Source organism: Macrococcoides caseolyticum (assembly GCF_002902665.1).
Lineage (GTDB): Bacteria > Bacillota > Bacilli > Staphylococcales > Staphylococcaceae > Macrococcoides > Macrococcoides caseolyticum.
In genome coordinates this window covers 14,108-36,355 of record NZ_PPRM01000006.1, presented here as the reverse complement: position 1 = coordinate 36,355, position 22,248 = coordinate 14,108, and the positions used below count along the sequence as shown (strand labels likewise).

Genomic DNA, 22,248 nt, shown 5'->3' with positions numbered 1-22,248 from the left:
CATAGTCCCAGTGTTTGCAGTTATATATGCTATATACTATTATCAATATGCCAATATGCCGCTTTGGGCAGTATTATTTTTACTAGTACTTTTTTTAATCTTATTATTTTCAGAATATAAAAATGGACAGAAAAGCTATAATGAAAAAGTTAATAAAGAACTAGAAAGAATGAAAAGCAAAGATATGTAATAAATCCCACATGACATTGTCATGCGGGATTATTTTTATCGTAATTTTTGTATTCATAAAGTGTAACTAACGAAATTACAGCAAGTGTGATAGGTACAAAGCTGACATAGCTTAAGAAGATATTATTGTGATTTAATGAATGATATGTATTTCCATCACTATACATATAATCTATATATTCATTTGCAAACCCTAAAATGTATTGCAAAATCACCATCGTTGAAATAACGATGGTATTAATTATGAACATAATAATTGTAGTGATCAGATAATATTGTTTTGTCATAGCGATTTCCTCTTTTGTTTCTTCTCCATCTCCCGAAACTGTTCTTCAAGCAATCCATCTTTCTCAGCGACGAGTTTCAGTGTTAACGGAAATAGCACGATGACTAAAGCAAGCGCGATAATCATCAAGACTGTAAGGAGGGGTATGGGTACTTTAATTAGCGGCGCTCCTATGATCAGTATGAGTTCCACTAGCAGCATTAATCCATATGATTTCGCCATTCTTTTGTTTGAGATATATTGTCTACCGCCACACTTCGGGCATATGACGATAGTATCCGTAGAAGGTTTCCATCCCACTTTCATGCGTTCTTTAAAAGTGAATTTGTAATTACAGTGTACGCATTTCATCTTTAAGCCCCCTATTATCTTCTGCTGTTTATTTTGTGAATACACATCATGGCAAGACCAATTTTACCTTTATCAGTATCTAGGCGATGAAAGATTTCATAGGTATTCGTAGAGATAGATTGCTATAGTGAACATCAATACAGAAATTGATAAATAGATCATCATCGCCTTCTTAAATTGGTCACTGAGCACCTAGTTCACCTCTTACCTAAAATATACCATATAAAGGATAAAATTCTATATATTTTTTAACATGATAATATCTATCTGTTCGTCGTCGCCCATGAAAAACGCATGTTGGTCGACTTTCATAAAGCCCATCTTCTGATAGAAATCAATAGCGTTTGTATTCTTCTCCCACACACCGAGCCAGATGTGTTCACATGATAATGCACGCGCTTTTTGAAGAGCATGCTGGTATAGTGATTGTCCTAATCCATGTTTCTGAAATTGCTTCAGAATATAGATACGCTCAATTTCCAGATGATGTTCATCAAATGGTTCAGTCTGTGCGTCCTTTATATTTAACTTTAAATAGCCGGCAAGCTGTTCTTCATGAAATATAAAATAGAAGAATGAATGTGGATTTGAAAGTTCTCGTTCTACTTTTTCATCTGTAAAAGCCGTCTTCAAATAATGATCAATATTTTCTTTTTTATTTTGAGCTCTAAACGTTTCATCAAATGTCTGATATGCGATATGCTGCAATGCTTGCTTGTCCTCTATTGTACATGGTTGAATCATGTCATCACTCCTTTTGTTAAAATATAACATAAAAAAAAGACCAGAACATCATGTTCTGATCTCGGTCTACGGAGGGAGAAGGATTTGAACCAACGCAAGCTATAAAGCTTCTAACCGATATAAATATCGGTCCCCTTAACCAGGCTTGGGTATCCCTCCAAAATTCAATTACCTTAATATTATATGATAAAAACAGACATATTTCAAGTTTATTGTTAAATTTTCTTTGTCTAATTTAAAATGTTATTATAAAGTGAAATTAACAGTATATAAAGGAGTGGACACATGAAACGATTAAGCTATATCGTAATATTAACATTATTACTTGCAGCATGTGGGAATGCGAAAGAAAAAGAGGCACCAGATGCATCTGGTGAGAATGTTAAGAAGTATGACCTCGTCTATGCAGAAGTGCTGAATAACGGCAGTGAGAGCAAGATGTCCATGGAAGTCGGATATAAGGATAATAAAAAGTTAAAGTCTGAACGATTTGATACAGAAAATGTCACGGAGCACATTCTTAAAGATGAAAGTGCTAAACCATATATTTTAATTAAGAAAAATGATGTTCACATTTTCAGACAGCCATATATCATCTTTGATAACGAAGGTGAATTTGATGCTAAAGTCGAGAAGAAATCTGTTGTGGAGTAGATCAATATGAAAACTTTAAAAATATGCGGAATATTATTATTGCTACTGATGATACCAGAAACAACTGATGCAGGCGGTACACAAAGTTCGTCAAGTTCAGGCTCATCATCGAGTACCAGTTCGAGTAGTTCAGCACGATCATCTACTACATCGAGTGCCGCAGTAAACGCATCACGTATCAATACTATGAGTCGAATGAATAATACGTCACGTATGAATTCATCACAAAACTTACAGCGTGCAAAAGCAAATGCAGTAACACTTACACCACCTGTACGCAACAAAATGATACAACCATTAAAGTACCAGGCGGCACATAATCAGTTTGTGAACAATCAAATATTTTACGGTGCTATGTACGGACATTCTTCAAACGTGCAAAGACAGCAAGCTTTAATCAGACAACAACTCAGCAACCGAAAAGCGTATACGATAAGCGTTAAGCGAAATGGAAGAGAACGCTTATATGTCGTGTCAAAAGAAATTTATGAACGTGTAGAAAGTGGCGATACGGTGCATGTTAAGAATGGTGTCGTGACATTGAACGAGTGAGGCTGGGATGGTGTTTTGTAGGTGACGGACTTCTGCATAGTTCGACACCTAAAGTTGGTTTTGTCCTCTTCCACTTGTCCTAAGTGGCGGACTTCTGCATAGTTCGACACCTAAAGTTGGTTTTGTCCTCTTTCACCTATCTAGGTGGCAGACTTCCGTGTAGTTCGACACCTACAGCTGGCTTTGTCCTCTTTCACTTATCCTAAGTGGCGGACTTCTGCGTAGTTCGACACCTACAGCTGGCTTTGTCCTCTTTCACTTGTCTAGGTGGCGGACTTCTATATAGTTCGTCACTTTTATTTTATAAAAAGCCATTTCCATCTAAACATTCCAGAAAATATCGAAAGTCAGAACTCCGAATATCTTCAGTCATCGCTTCAAAAGGAATATAGCAAAGTAACAATTCACTTAATTTCTGAGCTTGTCCATAAATTTTAAAATTCGATACTTTTTTTCCGTCTTTTGATTCTAAGACGATAGATACCCCTCTGCCAGAATTATGTCTTCCGATGAGTGAACGATAGGTAAGTTCAGATCCTAGAGGGTATGTATCGTCTCCTTTATCTTTATATGCAGCATCCATGATTTTATTAAGTGCATGTTTATCACTAATATGAAATAGTTTATAAATATACAGTGGGTCAACTTCTTCATCATTGTGATAATCATCATGATGAATTGAATGAACCGGTATTTCAAACGCTTTATATTGTTTCAGCAGTGCTTCAATATTTTCTTTATCATTAGATAACCGTCTCATCTTGTTATAACGTTTGAACATTGCTTCATAAGTCATGATATACCTCCATCAACGTCTTACCTTCAATGATTTCTCTTAGCCGCTTTATATTAGGTTCTATCACCTCTTCATCGATATAAGCATATGAAAATCTTATTTTATCTTTATCTGAAGTTGGATAGATTTCTCCTGGTTGATCAGTTATTTTAATCTGGTAGATTTAAACGTAATCCTTTTTCTTTATACTATCATAAGGGAGGTCTTTCATATGATTCAATCAATTTTGCACGGATTCTTACTCGCATTCGGGTTAATATTACCGCTCGGTGCACAGAATGTGTTTGTTTTCAATCAAGGTGCAAACTACAAAAGCTTTAAAAAAATCATACCTGTCATTGTTACAGCGGGGCTTTGTGATACTTTGCTCATCTTACTTGCAGTGTTTGGTGTTTCATTATTATTAAATCAATATCCAGCGCTTCAACTAATTATCTATTCTATAGGTTTCATATTCCTGCTTTATATGGCATGGTCGCTATGGCATGAATCACCAAGCTCTAAATCTGATAGCCCACCCATGTCCGCAAAGAAACAAATAAGCTTTGCGCTTTCAGTATCTTTATTAAATCCTCATGCCATCATGGATACAATCGGTGTGATTGGTACAAATGCTGCAATGTATCAACACGCTGAAAAAATAGTATTTACTATAACCACAATCTCTGTTTCATGGATATGGTTTGTATCGCTCGGATTAATCGGAAAGCTTGTCGGGAACATCGATCAAGAAGGTAAATTTATCTTAGTACTTAATAAAGTGTCGAGCATTATAATTATTGCTGTAACTTTACTGATAGCGAAAAATATTGTTGAGATAATTTAATTTTATTGTTGATTAAAAATGTACTAATAATTACAATTATCAATCCGATGACGATGTTCAAGACAAGAAGATTAACGTCAAATATTACAAGGTAGATTCTTTACCACTCAAAATGTCATATATATTTGACACCATTATTGTTATGTTATATATTGTAAATGTCATATATATACGACTTTCCTAGGAGAAATAAATATGAACAATGTACGTACATACAGAAAAAATCTTAAACTCTCACAGCTCGATCTTGCAAAGAAAATACAAGTTTCAAGACAAACCATCAATTTAATAGAAAATGATAAATATAATCCTTCATTGGATTTATGCATAAAAATTGCATTAGCTTTAAATACAGATTTAAACACTCTATTTTGGGTGGACATCGAAGGAGAAGATTCAGAATGAAAATATTGGACACCGATTATCTCTCTTCATTTATGGGGCTAGATATGACAAATGATGAATATCAACGTCAGCAAGGTTATATCATTTTAGCGAACTGTTTTAATTATTTATTTTATCTCATTGTGGCAAGTATGTTTATAAGCTTAATTTGGGATATCTCTCATCAGATGTTTTCAACTGGCACAATATTAATGTTTTTAATCTTACAAGGAATTAGCATATTCATAATTAATCAAAATAGAAAAACACAATCAGATATTACAGAAGTTTACTCTGATGAAGATTACCAATCCGAAATTAATAAACTAAAGAGACAAAGTGTTAAATTAGGCCTATATTGGGGCACATGCATGTATGTAATGATTGAAATATTATTTAAAATCATTTCCGGAGAAACATATGAGTTTGACTGGTTTAATTTATTTATCTGGATCATCGGTGGGTTATTCTTTGGTTTATCGATGTATTTCATCGGAAAAATGAAAATTAAAAAGGCTACTGAGGATGAGGTGGAATGATGTTTACAATAAACGAAAAATTAATGAAACGTAATGTGGGTTACGCTAATGCACGTGATGAATATCAGAAATCAGTGATAGTTAAATTTCTAGCTCAATGTACTGTTATTAGTTTTTATCTATTACTTACGGCATGTTTCATTAGTTTAATTAGTGATGTACTATTTAAACGATTATCTATTGCTACACCTTTACTATTTATGTTACTCCTTTTTGTCTTTATGTATATTTTTACTTTAAGCAATAGATTGGTGAAAACGATGCATAGTCAATATGTGGAGGTTTATGATGCCACACAATATAATCTTTTCATTAAATCGTTAAAGTTAAAGAGTTTACACATTTTTATTTTTCTAGTTCTATCTAGCCTTATATATGAATTATATATCGGACATTTATTTTTTGAAAAACCTATCATACTAGATCTATTCGACGTATTAGGAGCAGTTGCTCAAGCATCGATACTAACGGTCTCACTCTACTTTTTAGGTAAGTTGATGATGAGCAGAAATTTTTAATTAGGATACTCAATCAGAATAGCAAATGAACAAAAATAAGGAACAGATGGAATATCTGTTCCTTGTTTATTTTTTTAAGGCTTTCGAAAATTTGAGACTCTTTATTATATCGTTCTTGTAAATTTTTTTACATGACTCTATATTTGAATCTTTATTGTAAAATATTCGATAGTGATTTAATAAATATCTCACTTGTTCCAAACCTTTCATTTCAAATGTTCTAATTTCCACAATGATATCTCCTTTAATTAATGGATTTAAAATAGTATATTTCAATCTATCTTACTCTATCAATATGGGCCAACTTCAGTAGCTCTACTCTGTTCCTAGCAGCATCTTGGCTCATGTTTATTTTTTATGGGCCAACTTGAGCAGCTATCCATAAACAAAAAAACCGACCATCATTTCTGATGATCGGTGATAATTAAATTACATCATTCCTGGCATGATTTATGCACAAAAACTCAATTAAATAGATGATAAAAACGTTGATTTAAAGCCTTTTTATATAATCATAACGTTTATTTTTTTATGTTTTTTTATCCTGTTATGACCAAATTATGACCATTGTAGTATCTGCTGAAACATGCTATAATTAAGGTACTTAATTAATTGTCTACACAACTTCGTTTTGTTATTAAGCCCCTATATTATTATAGGGGTTTTTATTATGTTTAACTGTTTTTATTAGTTTTTCACCCTTCGATATAAGCGATTTTAAGCACAGTTAGTGGGCTACTACCTTACTTTTTGTTTTTCGATGCGTCTGAGGGCGTTTCTCCGACACAAAAATAACCCCAATTATGAGGTTATTTGTACTTTTTAGCATAGATCGTAAGTGTATGGTTTTGTCCGTCGTCATTCTGCAATGATTCAATTTTATATTCTTCATTCTTCCATTTAACACGATGATTCAATTCTATTCCCTCACGATAGCGAATAATAAACCTTACGGGAATTTCCGAGCCTTCCACACCACTCATTATAAAGTCATTCCCTTTAATCGTCTTAACGTCTGCCCAGGGTTTTGCGATAATCACTTCTTGTTCCTCGAATGCTTCCGGTCCATAACTTTCAGTTGTATAAATTTTAATTCTATTATTGAAGTTTAATGCCATAATATCCCTCTTTTCTGTGTTGTTCAAATGTTTTTTTAATTTACTTAGAATAATTACCGTATCCACTTTTCAAAATATAAAAATTACACTAAATATCCTTTATTATCATGTATAATATTTCTATAAGGTGGTGAATTTAATGAAGAAAATTTATACGTTAGAATTTTTAGATGGCTCAAAAATTGATATTTATGATAATACTGTCATAGCTGGCATTGTTAACCATGATGATGATGAAACATTTTATTCAAAAGTAGTTTATGAAGATAATTGGAATGGTGATTATAAATCTCCTAAATCACTTAACACTTATGACGTACATATAGGCGTGATGGGTTTTTATAGTTCCGTTGATATGTTCTTTATTCATAACGACGAATATAATCATAAGGCTTTCAAAACTTCATCAATCAAAGCTATTCAATTTTAATTTTTTCAGTCACTCTTTTTTTGAGTGGCTTTTTTTATACCAGCTATCACATCGTTCTTAAAAATTGTTCATAGTTATCAAATAAACCGACATACGCATCTAATAATGAAGCTGTACCGTCTATTCTGCGTTTAGGTGATTGATTCTTGATAGGTACAATATTACCGTTCCTATCTGTTTCTACGCCCGTATTTGATAAGCACCACTTTAATATCGGGTGGTTATTGTAGTTTACTTTTTTCTTTTGCAAGTCTGCACCAAGATTCTGCATAGGAAGTGACAATGTTCTTGCCCCCTGATGCGTTCTAATCATCTTGAAGCCGAGTGCTTCCATTTCATCAACCCAATACCTCGCTGAATAGTTATCATAATATATCCATAATGGTGTGATTTCATACTCGTTTAACATTTCAGTAAACCATGCTGTAATATCTGAATAGTTGATTGTGTTACCGTTGCATAGTCGCAATAACCCTCGTTCTTCCCACTTGTCGTATGGTATTTTATCTTCAAATACACGCTTTTCAAGATTATCTTTAGGAAGCCAATACATTTGATGTACATATCTTTTTTCTGTCGCTGGATCTATAAACAGTAACGTGGCACAACTTAAATCGGTTGTGATACTTAAATCTGCACCACCTATGGCATACCAGCCGGCAAAATCTTTTATATCGAATGTTTCTTCATTGTTTAAATCATCGAATGTGAGCCATGATTTGTGCGTTGTTTCCCTTACATTAAAGTCTTTAGTAAGTATTCCTGCTAAGTCGTTAGGATTATTCTTTGCACGTGCAACCTTACGTTCCAGGTCCTCAACCTTCTTCGATATATTTAACGCTGGGTTTGATTTCTGCCAACACGTTGCATCTTTATATTCTTCTTTACTATCTAATTCATACATGACGGGTAGGAAGTTATCATCTGCAAAGTTACCGTCTGCAACATTACAAGCGTACTCGTATAGATCATCAAATATTGTCCCTCGATGTGTACCTGCTGTCGTTATCATAATTAATAATGGCTGTGTACGTGCTGACTGTGATTGCTTCATTACTTCATATAAGTTTCTGTCTTGAATAGAATGTAATTCATCTATCACGACAAGATGTGCGTTCAACCCGTCCAATGAATTAGAGTTCTTGCCAAGTGACATCATCTTGCTGAAATTGTGTTCAAAATATAAATCACTTTTGCGTTTTCTGATATACCTGTTCAAGTCCGGGCTTTGTTTAATCATTTCAAGTGACTGTTCAAATAATATGTTTGCCTGGTCCTTCTTTGATGCAACTGAATATATTTCTGCACCACTTTCACCGTCTGCAATCATCATATATAACGCTATAGCACTCAACATTGTTGTCTTCCCGTTCTTACGCCCTACAAAGAAAAATGATTCTGTATAACGTCTGTATCCTGTTTCCTTATCTACAAAGCCGAATAGAGCCGATATATAAGCCTTCTGAAATAATGCGAGTTCTAATGGCTTTCCGGCGTATTCACCTTTAGAGTGCCTGCAAAAGTTCTCAATAAACTCAATAGGACGATTCCCTTTTCTTTCATCATACTTATATCGTGGGTGATACGTTATATCGTTCACTAGCTTTTCATACTGATTCTTTACACGATTAGACACAACAATGTTACCGTCTTTTATCTCTTGCCAATATTCAAGAATATAGTTAGCCATTCTTTACAAATTCCATAAATGCGTCTGATTCTTGCACCTTATCGGGAATTAATGACAAGAGTTGTTTATACGTTGCGTTATACTTTGTAATTGTTGTGTTGTATGACTTCATCGCTGGGTTTTCTTTAAGGTAGGATTGACTACCCTGTGTGAATATATATGTTGCACCATGCTGTTTAACCGTCTGCTTTAATTCTTCCATCGTTGCTTTCATGAAATACAATTCTTCCAATAGATCATAAGCGACGGGTTTATTAATATTACTATCTTCATCAATACGCTTTTTAAGTTTTTCTAAGTTGATATAACTGTTGTCCTTCTTCATTTATTCTACACCTTCCTTTATTCATCTAACCCCTAAATATTCAAAACATCATGGAGGGGAGAAGTTAACCCCCGCATCGTTCCCCGACGCTCTTTTTTCTCAAAAATAAGTGGGGGGCATTCTAAATTTTTATTACGTTTCCATTTTTATCAAATTTCAGTTCGTCGTCGATTGTTCCTTTTCCGAAGTGTTCCTTATTGTGACACGTCTGACATAATGCTTCTAGGTTATCAAAACCATAAGCTATTAATGGATCTAGCACATTCATATCGTTTAACCACTCTTTATGGTGACATATCGTTGCTACATCTCCACAACGTTCACATATATAGTGTTTAGATGACATATAAGCGTTCCTACAGTCCTTCCATGTCTTCTGCCTATAAAACGATTCTGATATGCTTCTAGTCATTGTATGAACGTCCTAATGCTGTTAAAGATACAATCAAACTCTCTATCGTTCGCTTTAAACGTTCGCTGTCCTTTGTTTGAGGGTCAAACCATAGCTGTAATATAAACCCTGCTGTTGTCTTTGCTAATGGCACCGGCTCGCCATAGTCCCAACGTCTGCCTGTTGTCAGATATAAGTATTCCGGTATCGCTTGTAACAATGGCTTTATAATTTCATCGTTATAATCACCATCAACTCTTAATATACTTCTTGCTTCTTCTATTGTTAGTATCATCTTCTCACCTCTATATATTAATAAAGGACACCAGCATTTACTGATGTCCGTTGTGTATTACAATGAATCTGAATCTGCTGTTGTTAATTTAACGAATGCTTCATCAACTAACACTTTAGTATCTGCAACTGCAACAACACGATAATCAACTAATGCACTTCTGAATGATGATTCACGTGATTGTTCTAACATCATACCTTCCGGCAAGTTGTAACCAAGATAATTGAAGTTACCAAGAATGATAGTACCGTCCGGCACATAGTCGTCGATAACTACTTCTTTACCAAGAATATGCCCTACACTTTCATTCTGTAAATCAGATACGAATAACGGACGTTTGTTGTTATCCATTAAGTTGTACACTGTGTTGTATAAAGTAGTGTTTGACATTACAAACTTTGCACCTGCTGAATAGCCACGTTTCATTAATGCTAATGCTTTAGTAAAGTCTGTATAGCTTCCTGTCATTTCAAAACTATTTGTTTCAGACCAATCAACGCCTTTTAGAATACCTTCACCCTGATTAGATCCTGTACCATTGATAAGTGTATAGTCTAATGTTTCAACTACTGCATTTGTAAGTTCTTCAACAAGATATGATTCAAACGCTGATACACTCATTGTTTTAGCTTTAACAGAGATAGAGAATACTTTAACAATCTCGTGTCCGTCGAATTGAACGAATGTAGCTTGAGGGCGTTCTGCTGATACTTCTTCACCTTCTGTATGCCATTGTGCTTTGTCTGTAGGCGTACCAATCGGAATCTTAATTTTTGTCGGCATATTGAATCGTCTTACATGATTGATTAAGCCACCCTGCGTGCGTGCTAAACGAATAACTTCGTTAAGTGTTTGTTCCGGTAATACTGCTGATGAATTAGAAGCTGAAGCAAATTCACCTTTACGATATTCTGCTTCTTGCTGTTCCATAGCTTTATTGAATGTACGTTGTTCAATATCCGTTAAATTTTGTCCTAGCATTGTTTTAAAGAACGCTGAACGGTATTCTTTAGATCCAAAGATATTATCTTTCGGTACTTCGTTATGTCCTTTAATTTGTTGTGATGTGATTGGGTTGAATGCTCGTTGTTCCAAGTTTTCGTTCTCCTTTTCGTTGATGTTTTCTTTTGCTTGATTAAGTCCTTCGATTTCGATATTTAACTTTACAATGTCGGCGTTCGGGTCGTTCTCGATAGTTCCTTTGATTTGTCCTGCTCGTGTTTCGATTTCTTCTAGTGATGCGTTTCTATAATGGTTAAATGCTTCCTGTACTGTATTAAACATAATTATTTAATCTCCTTTATTAATAGTTTATTTAAACCGAGTAATGCCTGATTCTTTGCCTGTGCTTTAAGTTCTGCGTCCTGTATCTGCTGGCGTGCTTCAACACTCGCCTCTTGATACGCTGGATAGTTCACGACTGAAAACTCTAGCACCTTATCAATCTTATTTATGATTCTTGTTCTTGTGTTCACATCATAATGGCTACCGTCTTTATTGCATGTGAACCCGAATGACATACCTGTCAGATCGCCCCGTTTTACTGCCGTATAAACAGAGCGTGCTTCTTCTGTGTCGGGTAGTTTAGCCCTAAAGTGCATACCTACATCATCGGTCCATATATCCATTGTTTTAGGCGATTTCGCTAAAGGTATACGATTCATATCATGCGATACTAAAAGTCTTGTATCGTTCAATTTAAGACCGTCTAAAGCGTTACGCTTAATCACTTCTGTATATGAGCCTGTAGGCGTATGAATTTCTGTCGGCTTATTAAAAACAATTGCTGTGCCTTCAAGTACCATTTCATCACTTTGGGAATCTGTTTGTATTTCTGCTGATCTAATTTCTTTCATCTGTTGTCACACCTTCCATTTGATATGTTTTAGCGATTGATTTATCAATGTAATTTAATGACTGTATACGTTCGTCCCCGTCCTCTACACGTGGTAAGTTCAATAAATCGAGTGCTTGATTTGTTGTAAGTACGCCAAGTGGTAACAATTCTTTTATGACTGTTGCTTTTGATTTCGTACTTGCATATTGTAAGCGTGATGATTCATATACAATCCTGTTACTAAAAGACTTCTCACGTTCTGTGAATATTTTTTCAGTAAGTTCTAAACTTATTTGAATTGCGAATGGCTCGATAACTGATTCAAAGAATGACTGCCATTGGTCCTCGTTATAATTCCCCGATACAATATCGCCATTGATTCCGAGATAGTCATATATCTTCTCTTTAACTGCCTGCACCTGATTTGATTCAACGTGCGTTTCAGACGGGTTTAATGGCGTATAATCTGTTGTTGCATCTATCGGAATGACACCACCATTGTTAGCCATTGTGAGATAGTTATTCATAAATTCTTCTTTTGCTTCTTTTAACTTACTAGGACTTAATGCCTGGTTATACTTCACGATGCCTCGAATCTGTGCCGAGTTCTTTATTGCTACGTCCATTCCCTCATTCTGTGTATGAGCCAAGTTTAATGCTGGCATGATTGCGTTATTATCATCACCAAGTAAATCATTTGAATTAAAGTGCCTGCGTAACGTCGCTACTTCATTCATGTTTAAGTGAACGATCTTACCACTGTCAAACAAGAATTTAATGTACATCTCACCTGTGCTGTCCGTTACATATTCAACGCTTGTTGCTGATAATGGATATAGTCCTGTTAGATTGCCTTTATCGTCCTTCTGTACATAGATAAAAGCATTGTTATATAAATAGTAGTGTGTCGCCACCTTATATAAGAAGTCGTAACCACTCATATATGGATTAGGTCGATACTGTAATATACGGTTGATTCTTGAATACTTATCTTCCTTCATTCCGTCATATACGTGTCTACCCGATAATTTACCAATATGTTTAGCAATACTGTCTACTGCTGAACGGTAAATATCGCTTGAATATGCGTCGCCATTAAAACTCGAAAATGATTTAAAGCTACCTGTTAGCATTTCAAAGTTCTGCGTTGCCTGGCGTTCTAACTTGTCGATACCAAGTATTTTGTCTATGAATTTTACCAAATAACCAAACCTCCTAAAGAACATCAGTTCTTATTTTTCTATAATTACAGTACATACGTTCGCTATATTTAATACCATTATACCATGGGGGAGTATATAAAGCTAGTGGTGTCAAGGGTTAGAACGATTTTTCGTTATATAATTGAGATACGTCTTACCGACTTTACCACGGTAAGTAAAATCATACTGTGGTACACTCAAAGCCTTATACACCAACACTTTCAGAAGATTTTACCGTATTACCGACTAAATATCGAAAGTTAGTTTATATATATACTTTCTTCTTATTCTTTTTTTATATTAAGTTATATAAATAATACGGTAACACGGTAAAAATCGTTCAAACTATTGGTATGACTGACTTTATTCGTACCGTGTTACGCTTTTTAAAATGTGGTAATACCGTCTTTACTGTGGTAATTCTAATTAATTATTTTAATTTTGTCGTTTTGATACGAACGATATGTTTTATCTCGTTTGACATCGTATGTGACGTGTTCTCGCTTTGCTAATTGGGTTATCGTTTTAATATGGCTGTCTGATGATAACTTTCTATCTTGACCACTTTTCCAGTCGTCCGGTAAATAACGTTCAAATTGTTGTTTAAACTTTCGTTCACTTAAAGGCTTATAATTGTTTCTATCACAGAAATTCTCATAAACCATATATACAAATTGCTGTGGTAAATATTTAATGTTAAACTCTTTATTCCATTCATCAAAAACTGCAATTTTAAAGTCATACACTGGGTCATTATCTGCCATGAACGATCGCATCTTTTCTTGTGATGCTTTAGGAATTACAAAGTTTACAAAGTCCATTTTTATCGCTTTGAATAGTGCGTATTCCAACACTGATTTATCTTTAATGTATGTGTCTTTGATGTTCCTATTCTCTACTGATCCATTAAAGTTTGCGTTAAATGGCACAATTAATATTCTTCGTAAATTACCATGTGTTTTATCTTTAAAGCGTGGCATTCCGTTTGTAGATTGAATGACTGTGCAATAAAAATTAGTGCTGTATGGTTGTTTACGCTTAAATTCAACAAGCACTGGGTCACCGGATACAACTGATTTAAATGTGCTGGAATCATCAATATAAACGCCTACTGGTACATCATCACCAATACACACGGTTTTTCCAAAGAGAACACTTGTCCTAAATTGCTGTTCAAACTCATCTACTTTTAGATACGCTACATTCTCACCACCGACGATATATTTTATAAAGTCCTGGTACGTACCTTTTGAATTGTTCCCCTCGCCTACAAGAAATATTGCCTTCTTCCTTGTGTAATTACCGTTTAGACTGTCATTGACTACCTGCCATAACAAAGTTTCAATTTCATCATCATAACAAGCAATCTCTTTTATCCATTCGTCTACGTCCCAACCATCTATGATAGGTTTAGGGGCATTCTCAACGTAATTCGTACTTACTTTAGTAGTAAATATATAGTCGCTGTTAAAAGGTTCTAGTGTGCCTGCATGTCGATTATAAACACCGTTCCCCACTGGTATTAAGTGGGGTTTCTGTGTCTTTTCTCGTATATCTGCACGATTGCGTATATGATATATTACTTCTTCTGCCCTATTATTATTGAGTGAGGGTTCTAACCACGATAAATACTTTTTTATAATTCCATAGTTTTGCGTATATATCCCTTCATTTTCAAGATACATTGCAATTTTTGTATTTTCTTCATTATCAAACAATACAAATGGTATCTCTTCCATGATGATTGATGCACATAGCCATGTCGGTAATGCTTTCGGCTTATTTCCGTTCCTGCCATTCGCTTCCCAATCTGAAACAAGTTCAGCAAGTCTTACTTCTCTAATTCGTATCAGTCGTTTTCTTAACGGTAGTTTTTTGATTTTACTTATTTCTTGTGCTTCTCGTTCTGCTTGTTGTTGCACTTCATTTAATAGACTGTTTACGATACCTGCTCACCTCGTCTTTCTGTTTCTTTTTTTACGACTGATTTAATAATTGTGCTTAATTCTTTTTCACTTAATGGATCTATAAGAGAATTATTCCAGTGCTGGATAAGTGCCACCGTAATTTTTAAAGGGATATACCGTCTTAACAACAAGCCTACTAATGAAGTACAAGCGTTGTTTCTTCCCTCTCCCTCTTTTAGTTGTCCGTATGCTATATCCCAATGGCTATCATCTCGCTTGTAAGCGTTATTCATATCAGTTGGCTTCTCTTCCATGTATGGCTTTAGACCACTTATAAGGGTGTCTGTGTCTATGAAATAGCTATTTTGATACTTAAATATAAAATCTGCATCATCTGACTGTTTAACTGCTCGTGCCATACATTGAGACCATGTAAATGATTTGTCATCTACACTAACATCTAGCTGTTTCTCAAAGAATTTGATAGCTGGCTTGTAATACTCTTTTTCTATCGGTTTACTTAATGGAATGATTAATCTAAAACGTGGCTTATCTACCCTATGACTGAATGTACTGTACAAGATATAAGAGAATGAAAACATATTCTCAATATCCTCTACTATGCTTGTATCTGTCGGTAGATCATCAATATCTAGTGCAAGTGCATGACGATTAAGCACGTTCTCATCATTCCTATGTGTATCTTTCATTTCGCCCAAAATATAAGTTCCGTTGCTATATTTATCATCTGATACTTTAACATCTGATAAGTATTTAACTAACTCTTTAAATGTAAGTGGTTTACTTGTTAAAAATGAGTTAGAATAAAGATTTTTGTAGTGATTTACTGTTATTTTTGGTATAATAGTCTTATCAGAATTATTGTCTTTCATTTTTTATACAAGTCCCTTCTTGTTATAATTAAGAGAAGAACGATTGTTAATCGTTCGACTCTCGTGCTGGTACTTCATCACTCGCCAAAGTGTTTTTATGTGAAGTATCGGCTTTTTTTATTTCATCTTGTAGCCTCTCGACCGACTTCCATACATCACTGATCACTGTTGAAAGGATAAATAAGTCCTGCGTTTGTTCCTCTGTCATCGTTCTTAATGTAAAGTTTTCTTTAATCCAACTTTGCTCTAATCTATCTTCTGCATCTTCTAAATTGCTAAATACTAAATTATTTAGTGCATCTACCTTTAATTTAAGGCTGTTAATATCCACTACTAAATCGTTTAAGTTTGTCATTTTACTTTTCCCCCATCATCTTTTTCAGTAATTCTTCGGTATTTTTCAAACTTATCTCATGCTCTCCATTGATTGCTAATACTTCTACGGATAATTTATTTATAAAATTACTTTGTATATTCTCTAAATGCTTAATGAGTGCTGGTTCTTGCTTTAAATATTCAGCGATTGTTTCCTCCAATAAATCACTCGCTTTAACGTACGCTTCTATTACACGCAATGTCTGTTTTTGCTTCGTATAATGATCTAATAAATTTTTAGCTTCTTTTTGATTTAACATATTACTTCTCTCCTATACTCTTTCTGATTTTAAAAATTCATACATAACAGTTGCGATAACACAAAAGTAGAAACACATTTGAAAACCAAGTGCAGTCGATGTGATTGTGTTACAAATACAAGTGATTATAAATACATAGAATAAAGTTTTTAACGCTAGTTCTAAATTCTTCATCTTCTCTTCTCACCTCCCTTCAATGCCTTTAAATCGTTATTCAAAGGGGTGCATTGTGCTGTGATACAATCCATAAATTCGTCAACGTCCGAACGTTTGAATCTGTATGTACTGCCTACACGATAATATTTCATTCCGTTCTTTATGAGTAACTCGTCTATCGTTGGTTTTGATAGATTAAGATATGAAGATAACTCTTTAAAAGTCATGAAATATTTTTCTTTAGCGAGTTCTTCAACACGTCTCTCAATTGCTTCTTCTAGCATCTGACGTGCTTCACTTTCATTGATTTGAATATCAATCATCTAACTTCCTCCTTAATGTCACTATCAACGTCATTCGAAATTAAAAAAATATTCATTATATTATTCAACCTTAGCAACACATTTACACTCGGAATTGTTCTGCCATTCTCAATATCGGAATAATAACTTCTCGATATTTTCACTTTATCAGCTACTTGTTTTTGTGTAAGTTGAAGTTTTTCTCGCTTTTTTTTAAGTAAAAAATGAATATTTATTGACATGATTTTTCACCTCTTTTTTTGTCTCTATCAACGTCTAAATATAGAGTACACTTTTCTTTTTTACTTGTCAACACCGTTCATCAAAAAAAGTCTTTATCAACGTCATTTTATTTGATAGACTATTATTAAAGTGAAGGAGGTATATATACATGAATATCGGGAATACTATCAAAACCATCAGAAAGCAAAGGAAAATGACCCAACAACAGTTAGCCGACCAAATGGGAATCTCGAGAAGTTATTTAAGCGATATAGAAAATGGTAACAAAAACCCCAGTGCAAAAACCTTAGAAAAATTAGCGAAAAAATTAAATGTATCTATAACATATCTAACTACAGGTATGAAAACATTAAATGATCTAACAGAAGATGAAATTAATAATCAGTTAAACACTGTTCAAAAAGTTTTAAGAGAAAGTAAAGATAATAGCGAAAGAGAAGTAAAAAATTATCTATTAGAGTTAATACAAAAAGATTTATCATTTATAGAAGTAAAATATTTTGCAGAAATAATTAAATACTATGAAGCTGAAAAAAATGATAAAGAAAACTTATTTTTCATTTCATTTCTTTTGAAATTGATGCACTTAAACAAAGACTTAGGAGAAAAAGAAACTTTCGATTATTTAACGCATGAGTTCGACAATTTTCTTAAACAATATCTTAATATTAAGTAGGTGATCTAATGGCAAGTTATGAGAAGCGTGGCGATACCTGGCGTTACCGTATCAGTTTGGGCAAGAACCCTAAAACAAATAAATATGAATATATCTCTAAATCAGGTTTTAAGCGTAAATCAGACGCTAAGCACCATGCTGAAATGGTTGAACGTCAAATAAGATTAGATGAATATATAGCACCTTCAACAATAAGTTTTGATGCTGTAGTCGGTGAGTGGTTAGAAGAATACTCTAAAGACGTTAAAATAAGCAGTGTGCGTGCAAGAAAAAAAGCCATTAAAATTAGTCAAAACAAGTTCGGTCCTTATCCTATTCAAAAAATTAGTGAACATGATTATGATAAATTTATTAATGGTTTAAGTGATGAATACAGTACCAACTATATTAAAAGTATTATGACTTCAACGAACATGGTATTTAATTATGCTGTTAAACATGGATATATTAAGAAGTCCCCACATATCAATGTGAAATTAAAAAAGAAAAAAGAAACAGTGGAAGAATTAGAGAATGATAATATCTCTAATAATTTTCTCGAGAAGGAAGAATTGTTACAGTTTTTAAAGGTTGCAAAGCACCAGCACAAGCCATTGAATAGTTTTGAGTTGTTTACCACGCTTGCTTATACGGGGCTTCGTATAGGTGAGTTACTGGCTTTAAAATGGACTGATATAGATACACTGAATAATACAATCAGTGTGACAAAGACATACTATAACCCTAATAACAATAAACGTAAGTATGAAATACTCACACCTAAAACTAAAACATCAATCGCAACTGTGCCTGTAGATCACAATATTATAAAAATGTTGCTTGATTATAAAGCCAATGTTCAAGATACATGGAAAGATGAATTGTATAATGATAATGATTTTATTTTCACTGATAACAACGGTTATCCTTTAGTCGTTAAAAAAATATCTCAATGGGTGCAATCAATCATGAGTGAAACAGATATAAAAAAGGCTATCACACCACATTCATTCCGACACACTTATTGTGCTTTACTTATTGAAGCTGGATTACATATTAAAGCGATTCAAGAACGTATGCGACATGGTGACATAAATACTACTATGAATGTTTATGCCAAGATAACAAAAGCACACAAAAAAGACGCTTCCCAAAAATTCAATGAATTAATGAGAAGCGTTTCAGATGAAATTTTTTAATTTTCTATGACCATATTATGACCAATGTATACAAAGAATGTTGATATAACAACGTTTATAAGCTGTATTACATCATTCCTGGCATGCCGCCCATACCCATATCTGGTGCTGGGTTTTCTTCAGGCATTTCTGCCACTACCGCTTCAGTTGTTAAGAACATTGCTGCTACTGATGCTGCATTTTGTAATGCTGAGCGCGTTACTTTTGTTGGGTCAACGATACCTGCGTCAATCATGTTTACCCACTCATCCGTTGCAGCGTTATAGCCGACACCTGTTTCAGCGTGTTTAATCTTCTCAACAATCACTGAGCCTTCAAGTCCTGCATTCTCAGCGATTTGACGGATTGGTGCTTCAAGTGCTTTCAGTACGATCTTCACACCTGTTGCAACGTCGCCTGTTGCTTCAACTGCTGCAACTTTGTTGTAAATAGATACTAATGCTGTCCCTCCACCTGCAACGATTCCTTCTTCAACTGCTGCGCGTGTAGAGTTTAATGCATCTTCAATACGTAATTTACGCTCTTTAAGTTCTGTTTCAGTTGCAGCACCTACTTTAATTACTGCAACACCGCCTGCTAATTTCGCTAAACGTTCTTGTAATTTCTCTTTATCAAATTCAGAAGTTGTTTCTTCGATTTGAGCTTTTAATTGTCCAACACGTGCATCGATGTTTGAAGCATCGCCGCGTCCTTCAACGATTGTTGTGTTATCTTTCGTTACATGAACTTTACCAGCGTTACCTAACATTTCTACTGTTGTGTCCTTTAAGTCCAATCCAAGGTCGTCAGTAATGACTTGTCCACCTGTAAGAATCGCTAAATCTTCTAACATCGCTTTACGACGGTCACCAAATCCTGGTGCTTTTACTGCTACTGCAGTGAATGTTCCGCGTAGACGGTTCAATACGATGTTTGTAAGTGCATCGCCATCAACGTCTTCAGCTACGATTAAGATTGGACGTGATGTTTGAACGATTTGTTCTAAGATTGGCAGGATATCCTGGAATGAAGAGATCTTCTTATCTGTAATTAAGATGTAAGGATTCTCTAAGTCAGCAATCATCTTATCTGAATCAGTCACCATGTAAGGTGAAGCATAACCACGATCGAACTGCATACCTTCAACCACTTCAAGTTCTGTCTTGAACCCTTTAGATTCTTCGATTGTGATGACACCGTCGTTACCGACTTTCTCCATCGCTTCAGAAATGAACTGACCGATTTCTTCATCAGCTGCTGAAATGCTACCTACTTGCGCGATTTCTTCTTTGCTTGATACTGTTTTAGAGATTGCTGCAAGTTCTTCTAGTGCTACAGCTACTGCTTTGTCGATACCTTGACGAATACCAACTGGGTTGGCACCACTCGTTACGTTCTTAAGACCTTCCTGAATCATCGCTTGTGCGAGTACTGTTGCAGTTGTCGTACCGTCACCAGCAATTTCATTTGTCTTGTTCGCTACTTCAGCAACAAGTTTTGCACCCATGTTCTCATAAGGATCTTCTAATTCGATTTCTTTCGCGATTGTTACACCGTCATTTGTAATTAAAGGTGCAACAAACTTCTTATCTAATACAACGTTACGTCCTTTAGGTCCAAGTGTTACTTTAACTGCGTCTGCTAATTTATCTACACCTGCAAGCATTGCGCGTCTTGCATCTTCAGAAAACTTAATCTCTTTAACCATTAGTGAATTCCTCCATTTATTAATAAATTTTGTGAATTATATCTTCTATACTTCTATCTGCTATTCTACTATTGCAATAATATCTTCTTCTTTTAATACGATATAAGATTCATCACCAGTCTTAACTTCGGTACCGCCGAATGGCTCATACACAACACGGTCACCAACGCTAACACCAATCTCAACGCGTTCACCATTATTCAGGATGCGTCCTGTACCTACTGCAACTACAGTCCCTTCATTTGTCTTCTCTTTCGCAGAATCTGTTAAGACGATTCCACTTGCTGTCGTTGTCTCTCTTTCAGTCTTTTGAATTACAACACGATTTCCATATGGTTTTAACACGATTTTTTCCTCCTTATAATCACATTAATGATTTTTTAGCACTCTCTTATATATAGTGCTAATATAATTTTATAATAATCAAAGAAGGTCAAAAATGCAAACATTTTACTTTATTTTTTTTAATAATATTTGATTTATCTCTTATCGCTTTCTAATTAATGGATAGTTACGGTACAATGAATATGGATATTATTTATTAGAGGAGTTTTAAAGTGAAGCATAACAGAAAATGGATTAACATCCTTACCGTATTACTTTATATAGGATCACAATTATTCGTATTAATACCGACAAGTATCTTTTTAAAGCAAGGGCTGGATAACGATGCAGCCTTCTTAAAAGCAATCCCATATTACGTCGGGTCATTTGTCGTAGCAAGTATTCTTGTTATTTATATCAATACGAAAATTAACAATAAAACACGCGTTGAACGTTCAGTTAAGACTGATACATTATCAACGATTGGTTTAATTGTCGGTGGATTATTCATTTCATTATTTACACAGATGATGCTCGGCATGGTTAATACATATATATTAAATCAACCTATGGAAAGTCAGAATACGACGCAGATTATGGGCATCGCGAAACAAGCTCCTATATTCATTATACTGATTGCAATTGTCGGGCCGATATTGGAAGAATTCGTATTCAGAAAAGTTATATTCGGGGAACTTTATGAACTAATTAAAGGAAACCGCGCCGTTGCTTTTACAATCAGCGTACTCATCAGCGGCTTCATCTTCTCAGCAGCACACAGTGATTTCAACCATACACTCATTTATATGGGAATGTCAGTCGTATTCAGTGGTTTATATGTATTATCGAATCGCATCATCGTGCCAATCGTAGCACATATGCTGATGAATGGATTCGTCGTCTTAATGCAGGTGGTGTTCGCTGATAAAGTGATCGAAGCACAGAAACAATTAGAGCAGGCAAACTTGATATGGCATTTATTTAACTAAAATAAGCTTGAGACAACTGTCTCAAGCTTATTTTTCAGGATTTTAATCATGGCTAAATGCGTGATACGCCCTTCTTACGGCGTTCCACTCGCTAACCCTTTCGGCATAATGCAAACAACACAGAAAACAAA

Annotated in this window: 31 protein-coding genes and 1 tRNA gene; 11 read left to right on the top strand and 21 right to left on the bottom strand. The window is 34.6% G+C overall.

All coding sequences use genetic code 11. From position 1 onward, the window contains the following. On the top strand, positions 1-190 hold a 190-nt coding region (locus CD152_RS12040), incomplete at its 5' end, for a hypothetical protein (protein ID WP_205757035.1). Positions 191-209: 19 nt separating this feature from the next. On the opposite strand, the gene CD152_RS01435 is transcribed toward CD152_RS12040, so the two are convergent. The 4 genes from CD152_RS01435 to CD152_RS01420 all read right to left on the bottom strand — a co-directional run bounded on the left by CD152_RS01435 (position 210) and on the right by CD152_RS01420 (position 1,729). Continuing rightward, positions 210-476, bottom strand: a complete 267-nt coding sequence (locus tag CD152_RS01435; RefSeq protein ID WP_101035858.1) for a hypothetical protein — start codon at positions 474-476, stop codon at positions 210-212. Beyond that, positions 473-826: a TIGR04104 family putative zinc finger protein gene (locus tag CD152_RS01430; protein WP_101037531.1), complete on the bottom strand. Its 354-nt coding sequence runs from the start codon at positions 824-826 to the stop codon at positions 473-475. Before CD152_RS01430 ends, CD152_RS01435 begins: the two co-directional genes overlap by 4 nt. Positions 827-1,063: 237 nt before the next feature. Next, on the bottom strand, positions 1,064-1,570 hold the full coding sequence (locus CD152_RS01425) for a GNAT family N-acetyltransferase (protein ID WP_103214269.1): 507 nt from the start codon (positions 1,568-1,570) through the stop codon (positions 1,064-1,066). 69 nt (positions 1,571-1,639) lie between these two features. Beyond that, a tRNA-Lys gene (locus CD152_RS01420) sits at positions 1,640-1,729 on the bottom strand. 126 nt (positions 1,730-1,855) lie between these two features. Between CD152_RS01420 and CD152_RS01415 the strand changes: the two genes are divergently transcribed. Both CD152_RS01415 and CD152_RS01410 read left to right on the top strand, forming a co-directional pair. Continuing rightward, positions 1,856-2,224: a hypothetical protein gene (locus CD152_RS01415; RefSeq protein ID WP_101140824.1), complete on the top strand. Its 369-nt coding sequence runs from the start codon at positions 1,856-1,858 to the stop codon at positions 2,222-2,224. Between the two features lie 6 nt (positions 2,225-2,230). Then, complete coding sequence (locus CD152_RS01410) at positions 2,231-2,776, top strand: hypothetical protein (protein ID WP_101140825.1); 546 nt, start codon at positions 2,231-2,233, stop codon at positions 2,774-2,776. A 301-nt stretch (positions 2,777-3,077) separates the two neighbouring features. Here CD152_RS01410 and CD152_RS01405 read toward each other — a convergent pair whose 3' ends face one another. Next, positions 3,078-3,572: a hypothetical protein gene (locus CD152_RS01405; protein WP_101140826.1), complete on the bottom strand. Its 495-nt coding sequence runs from the start codon at positions 3,570-3,572 to the stop codon at positions 3,078-3,080. Positions 3,573-3,783: 211 nt separating this feature from the next. On the opposite strand from CD152_RS01405, the gene CD152_RS01400 reads away from it, so the two are divergent. The 4 genes from CD152_RS01400 (at position 3,784) to CD152_RS01385 (ending at position 5,839) form a co-directional block, all read left to right on the top strand. Further along, on the top strand, positions 3,784-4,398 hold the full coding sequence (locus tag CD152_RS01400; protein ID WP_101140827.1) for a LysE/ArgO family amino acid transporter: 615 nt from the start codon (positions 3,784-3,786) through the stop codon (positions 4,396-4,398). 195 nt (positions 4,399-4,593) lie between these two features. Further along, the gene (locus CD152_RS01395; protein WP_101140828.1) at positions 4,594-4,803 is read left to right on the top strand and encodes a helix-turn-helix transcriptional regulator; all 210 of its coding nucleotides are present in this window, start codon (positions 4,594-4,596) and stop codon (positions 4,801-4,803) included. Further along, positions 4,800-5,321 carry a DUF3278 domain-containing protein gene (locus CD152_RS01390; RefSeq protein WP_157821017.1) on the top strand — a complete coding sequence of 174 codons (522 nt, stop codon included), beginning with the start codon at positions 4,800-4,802 and terminating at the stop codon, positions 5,319-5,321. The genes CD152_RS01395 and CD152_RS01390 overlap by 4 nt, the downstream gene beginning before the upstream one ends. Then, on the top strand, positions 5,318-5,839 hold the full coding sequence (locus CD152_RS01385; protein ID WP_101140830.1) for a hypothetical protein: 522 nt from the start codon (positions 5,318-5,320) through the stop codon (positions 5,837-5,839). The genes CD152_RS01390 and CD152_RS01385 overlap by 4 nt, the downstream gene beginning before the upstream one ends. 809 nt (positions 5,840-6,648) lie before the next feature. Here CD152_RS01385 and CD152_RS01380 read toward each other — a convergent pair. After that, positions 6,649-6,957, bottom strand: coding sequence for a phage head closure protein (locus tag CD152_RS01380; protein WP_103214267.1), 309 nt, complete (start codon positions 6,955-6,957; stop codon positions 6,649-6,651). 139 nt (positions 6,958-7,096) lie between these two features. On the opposite strand from CD152_RS01380, the gene CD152_RS01375 reads away from it, so the two are divergent. Further along, positions 7,097-7,387, top strand: a complete 291-nt coding sequence (locus tag CD152_RS01375) for a hypothetical protein (RefSeq protein WP_103214266.1) — start codon at positions 7,097-7,099, stop codon at positions 7,385-7,387. Positions 7,388-7,433: 46 nt separating this feature from the next. On the opposite strand, the gene CD152_RS01370 is transcribed toward CD152_RS01375, so the two are convergent. The 13 genes from CD152_RS01370 to CD152_RS01310 form a co-directional block, all read right to left on the bottom strand. Continuing rightward, positions 7,434-9,077, bottom strand: coding sequence for a terminase large subunit (locus tag CD152_RS01370; protein ID WP_103214265.1), 1,644 nt, complete (start codon positions 9,075-9,077; stop codon positions 7,434-7,436). Beyond that, entirely contained in the window at positions 9,070-9,402 is a 333-nt protein-coding gene (locus tag CD152_RS01365; protein ID WP_103214264.1) for a hypothetical protein, read from the bottom strand. The genes CD152_RS01370 and CD152_RS01365 overlap by 8 nt, the downstream gene beginning before the upstream one ends. Positions 9,403-9,523: 121 nt before the next feature. After that, on the bottom strand, positions 9,524-9,748 hold the full coding sequence (locus tag CD152_RS01360) for an HNH endonuclease (RefSeq protein ID WP_232237422.1): 225 nt from the start codon (positions 9,746-9,748) through the stop codon (positions 9,524-9,526). 58 nt (positions 9,749-9,806) lie between these two features. Continuing rightward, positions 9,807-10,088, bottom strand: a complete 282-nt coding sequence (locus tag CD152_RS01355) for a head-tail connector protein (RefSeq protein ID WP_103214262.1) — start codon at positions 10,086-10,088, stop codon at positions 9,807-9,809. Positions 10,089-10,145: 57 nt separating this feature from the next. Further along, positions 10,146-11,375: a phage major capsid protein gene (locus tag CD152_RS01350; protein WP_103214261.1), complete on the bottom strand. Its 1,230-nt coding sequence runs from the start codon at positions 11,373-11,375 to the stop codon at positions 10,146-10,148. Beyond that, positions 11,375-11,944 carry an HK97 family phage prohead protease gene (locus CD152_RS01345; protein ID WP_103214260.1) on the bottom strand — a complete coding sequence of 190 codons (570 nt, stop codon included), beginning with the start codon at positions 11,942-11,944 and terminating at the stop codon, positions 11,375-11,377. Before CD152_RS01345 ends, CD152_RS01350 begins: the two co-directional genes overlap by 1 nt. Continuing rightward, complete coding sequence (locus CD152_RS01340; RefSeq protein WP_232237423.1) at positions 11,931-13,127, bottom strand: phage portal protein; 1,197 nt, start codon at positions 13,125-13,127, stop codon at positions 11,931-11,933. Before CD152_RS01340 ends, CD152_RS01345 begins: the two co-directional genes overlap by 14 nt. Before the next feature lie 422 nt (positions 13,128-13,549). After that, positions 13,550-15,049, bottom strand: a complete 1,500-nt coding sequence (locus tag CD152_RS01335; RefSeq protein WP_103214258.1) for a DNA primase family protein — start codon at positions 15,047-15,049, stop codon at positions 13,550-13,552. A gap of 17 nt (positions 15,050-15,066) precedes the next feature. Next, positions 15,067-15,927 (bottom strand): primase C-terminal domain-containing protein, encoded by an 861-nt coding sequence (locus tag CD152_RS01330; protein WP_103214257.1) that lies wholly within the window; start codon positions 15,925-15,927, stop codon positions 15,067-15,069. A gap of 46 nt (positions 15,928-15,973) precedes the next feature. Next, the gene (locus tag CD152_RS01325; RefSeq protein ID WP_103214256.1) at positions 15,974-16,282 is read right to left on the bottom strand and encodes a hypothetical protein; all 309 of its coding nucleotides are present in this window, start codon (positions 16,280-16,282) and stop codon (positions 15,974-15,976) included. A 1-nt stretch (position 16,283) separates the two neighbouring features. Then, on the bottom strand, positions 16,284-16,562 hold the full coding sequence (locus CD152_RS01320; protein ID WP_103214255.1) for a hypothetical protein: 279 nt from the start codon (positions 16,560-16,562) through the stop codon (positions 16,284-16,286). Positions 16,563-16,732: 170 nt separating this feature from the next. Next, on the bottom strand, positions 16,733-17,041 hold the full coding sequence (locus CD152_RS01315) for a helix-turn-helix domain-containing protein (RefSeq protein ID WP_103214254.1): 309 nt from the start codon (positions 17,039-17,041) through the stop codon (positions 16,733-16,735). Further along, the gene (locus CD152_RS01310) at positions 17,038-17,262 is read right to left on the bottom strand and encodes a helix-turn-helix transcriptional regulator (protein ID WP_103214253.1); all 225 of its coding nucleotides are present in this window, start codon (positions 17,260-17,262) and stop codon (positions 17,038-17,040) included. Before CD152_RS01310 ends, CD152_RS01315 begins: the two co-directional genes overlap by 4 nt. Before the next feature lie 149 nt (positions 17,263-17,411). Between CD152_RS01310 and CD152_RS01305 the strand changes: the two genes are divergently transcribed. Both CD152_RS01305 and CD152_RS01300 read left to right on the top strand, forming a co-directional pair. Continuing rightward, positions 17,412-17,939 (top strand): helix-turn-helix domain-containing protein, encoded by a 528-nt coding sequence (locus tag CD152_RS01305; protein WP_103214252.1) that lies wholly within the window; start codon positions 17,412-17,414, stop codon positions 17,937-17,939. An 8-nt stretch (positions 17,940-17,947) separates the two neighbouring features. After that, the gene (locus CD152_RS01300) at positions 17,948-19,117 is read left to right on the top strand and encodes a tyrosine-type recombinase/integrase (RefSeq protein ID WP_103214251.1); all 1,170 of its coding nucleotides are present in this window, start codon (positions 17,948-17,950) and stop codon (positions 19,115-19,117) included. Between the two features lie 67 nt (positions 19,118-19,184). Here CD152_RS01300 and groL read toward each other — a convergent pair whose 3' ends face one another. Together groL and groES are read right to left on the bottom strand one after the other, a co-directional pair. After that, positions 19,185-20,804: a chaperonin GroEL gene (gene groL, locus CD152_RS01295; RefSeq protein ID WP_099482715.1), complete on the bottom strand. Its 1,620-nt coding sequence runs from the start codon at positions 20,802-20,804 to the stop codon at positions 19,185-19,187. Between the two features lie 60 nt (positions 20,805-20,864). Then, positions 20,865-21,149: a co-chaperone GroES gene (groES, locus tag CD152_RS01290; RefSeq protein WP_015912210.1), complete on the bottom strand. Its 285-nt coding sequence runs from the start codon at positions 21,147-21,149 to the stop codon at positions 20,865-20,867. Positions 21,150-21,361: 212 nt separating this feature from the next. Here groES and mroQ point away from each other — a divergent pair, with 212 nt between their 5' ends. Next, complete coding sequence (gene mroQ, locus CD152_RS01285; protein ID WP_101140831.1) at positions 21,362-22,117, top strand: intramembrane glutamic endopeptidase MroQ; 756 nt, start codon at positions 21,362-21,364, stop codon at positions 22,115-22,117. Positions 22,118-22,248: the final 131 nt, after the last annotated feature.

Bases quoted from the DNA above. Each gene is read 5' to 3' on its own strand.
- CD152_RS01315 (WP_103214254.1), bottom strand. From the start codon at position 17,041: ATGATTGATATTCAAATCAATGAAAGTGAAGCACGTCAGATGCTAGAA.
- groL (WP_099482715.1), bottom strand. From the start codon at position 20,804: ATGGTTAAAGAGATTAAGTTTTCTGAAGATGCAAGACGCGCAATGCTT.
- CD152_RS01310 (WP_103214253.1), bottom strand. From the start codon at position 17,262: ATGTCAATAAATATTCATTTTTTACTTAAAAAAAAGCGAGAAAAACTT.
- CD152_RS01395 (WP_101140828.1), top strand. From the start codon at position 4,594: ATGAACAATGTACGTACATACAGAAAAAATCTTAAACTCTCACAGCTC.
- CD152_RS01430 (WP_101037531.1), bottom strand. From the start codon at position 826: ATGAAATGCGTACACTGTAATTACAAATTCACTTTTAAAGAACGCATG.
- CD152_RS01375 (WP_103214266.1), top strand. From the start codon at position 7,097: ATGAAGAAAATTTATACGTTAGAATTTTTAGATGGCTCAAAAATTGAT.
- CD152_RS01370 (WP_103214265.1), bottom strand. From the start codon at position 9,077: ATGGCTAACTATATTCTTGAATATTGGCAAGAGATAAAAGACGGTAAC.
- CD152_RS01345 (WP_103214260.1), bottom strand. From the start codon at position 11,944: ATGAAAGAAATTAGATCAGCAGAAATACAAACAGATTCCCAAAGTGAT.
- CD152_RS01380 (WP_103214267.1), bottom strand. From the start codon at position 6,957: ATGGCATTAAACTTCAATAATAGAATTAAAATTTATACAACTGAAAGT.
- CD152_RS01325 (WP_103214256.1), bottom strand. From the start codon at position 16,282: ATGACAAACTTAAACGATTTAGTAGTGGATATTAACAGCCTTAAATTA.
- CD152_RS01365 (WP_103214264.1), bottom strand. From the start codon at position 9,402: ATGAAGAAGGACAACAGTTATATCAACTTAGAAAAACTTAAAAAGCGT.
- CD152_RS01320 (WP_103214255.1), bottom strand. From the start codon at position 16,562: ATGTTAAATCAAAAAGAAGCTAAAAATTTATTAGATCATTATACGAAG.
- CD152_RS01405 (WP_101140826.1), bottom strand. From the start codon at position 3,572: ATGACTTATGAAGCAATGTTCAAACGTTATAACAAGATGAGACGGTTA.
- CD152_RS01390 (WP_157821017.1), top strand. From the start codon at position 4,800: ATGAAAATATTGGACACCGATTATCTCTCTTCATTTATGGGGCTAGAT.
- CD152_RS01305 (WP_103214252.1), top strand. From the start codon at position 17,412: ATGAATATCGGGAATACTATCAAAACCATCAGAAAGCAAAGGAAAATG.
- CD152_RS01385 (WP_101140830.1), top strand. From the start codon at position 5,318: ATGATGTTTACAATAAACGAAAAATTAATGAAACGTAATGTGGGTTAC.
- CD152_RS01410 (WP_101140825.1), top strand. From the start codon at position 2,231: ATGAAAACTTTAAAAATATGCGGAATATTATTATTGCTACTGATGATA.
- CD152_RS01300 (WP_103214251.1), top strand. From the start codon at position 17,948: ATGGCAAGTTATGAGAAGCGTGGCGATACCTGGCGTTACCGTATCAGT.
- CD152_RS01415 (WP_101140824.1), top strand. From the start codon at position 1,856: ATGAAACGATTAAGCTATATCGTAATATTAACATTATTACTTGCAGCA.
- CD152_RS01435 (WP_101035858.1), bottom strand. From the start codon at position 476: ATGACAAAACAATATTATCTGATCACTACAATTATTATGTTCATAATT.
- CD152_RS01360 (WP_232237422.1), bottom strand. From the start codon at position 9,748: ATGTCATCTAAACACTATATATGTGAACGTTGTGGAGATGTAGCAACG.
- CD152_RS01425 (WP_103214269.1), bottom strand. From the start codon at position 1,570: ATGATTCAACCATGTACAATAGAGGACAAGCAAGCATTGCAGCATATC.
- CD152_RS01355 (WP_103214262.1), bottom strand. From the start codon at position 10,088: ATGATACTAACAATAGAAGAAGCAAGAAGTATATTAAGAGTTGATGGT.
- CD152_RS01330 (WP_103214257.1), bottom strand. From the start codon at position 15,927: ATGAAAGACAATAATTCTGATAAGACTATTATACCAAAAATAACAGTA.
- CD152_RS01400 (WP_101140827.1), top strand. From the start codon at position 3,784: ATGATTCAATCAATTTTGCACGGATTCTTACTCGCATTCGGGTTAATA.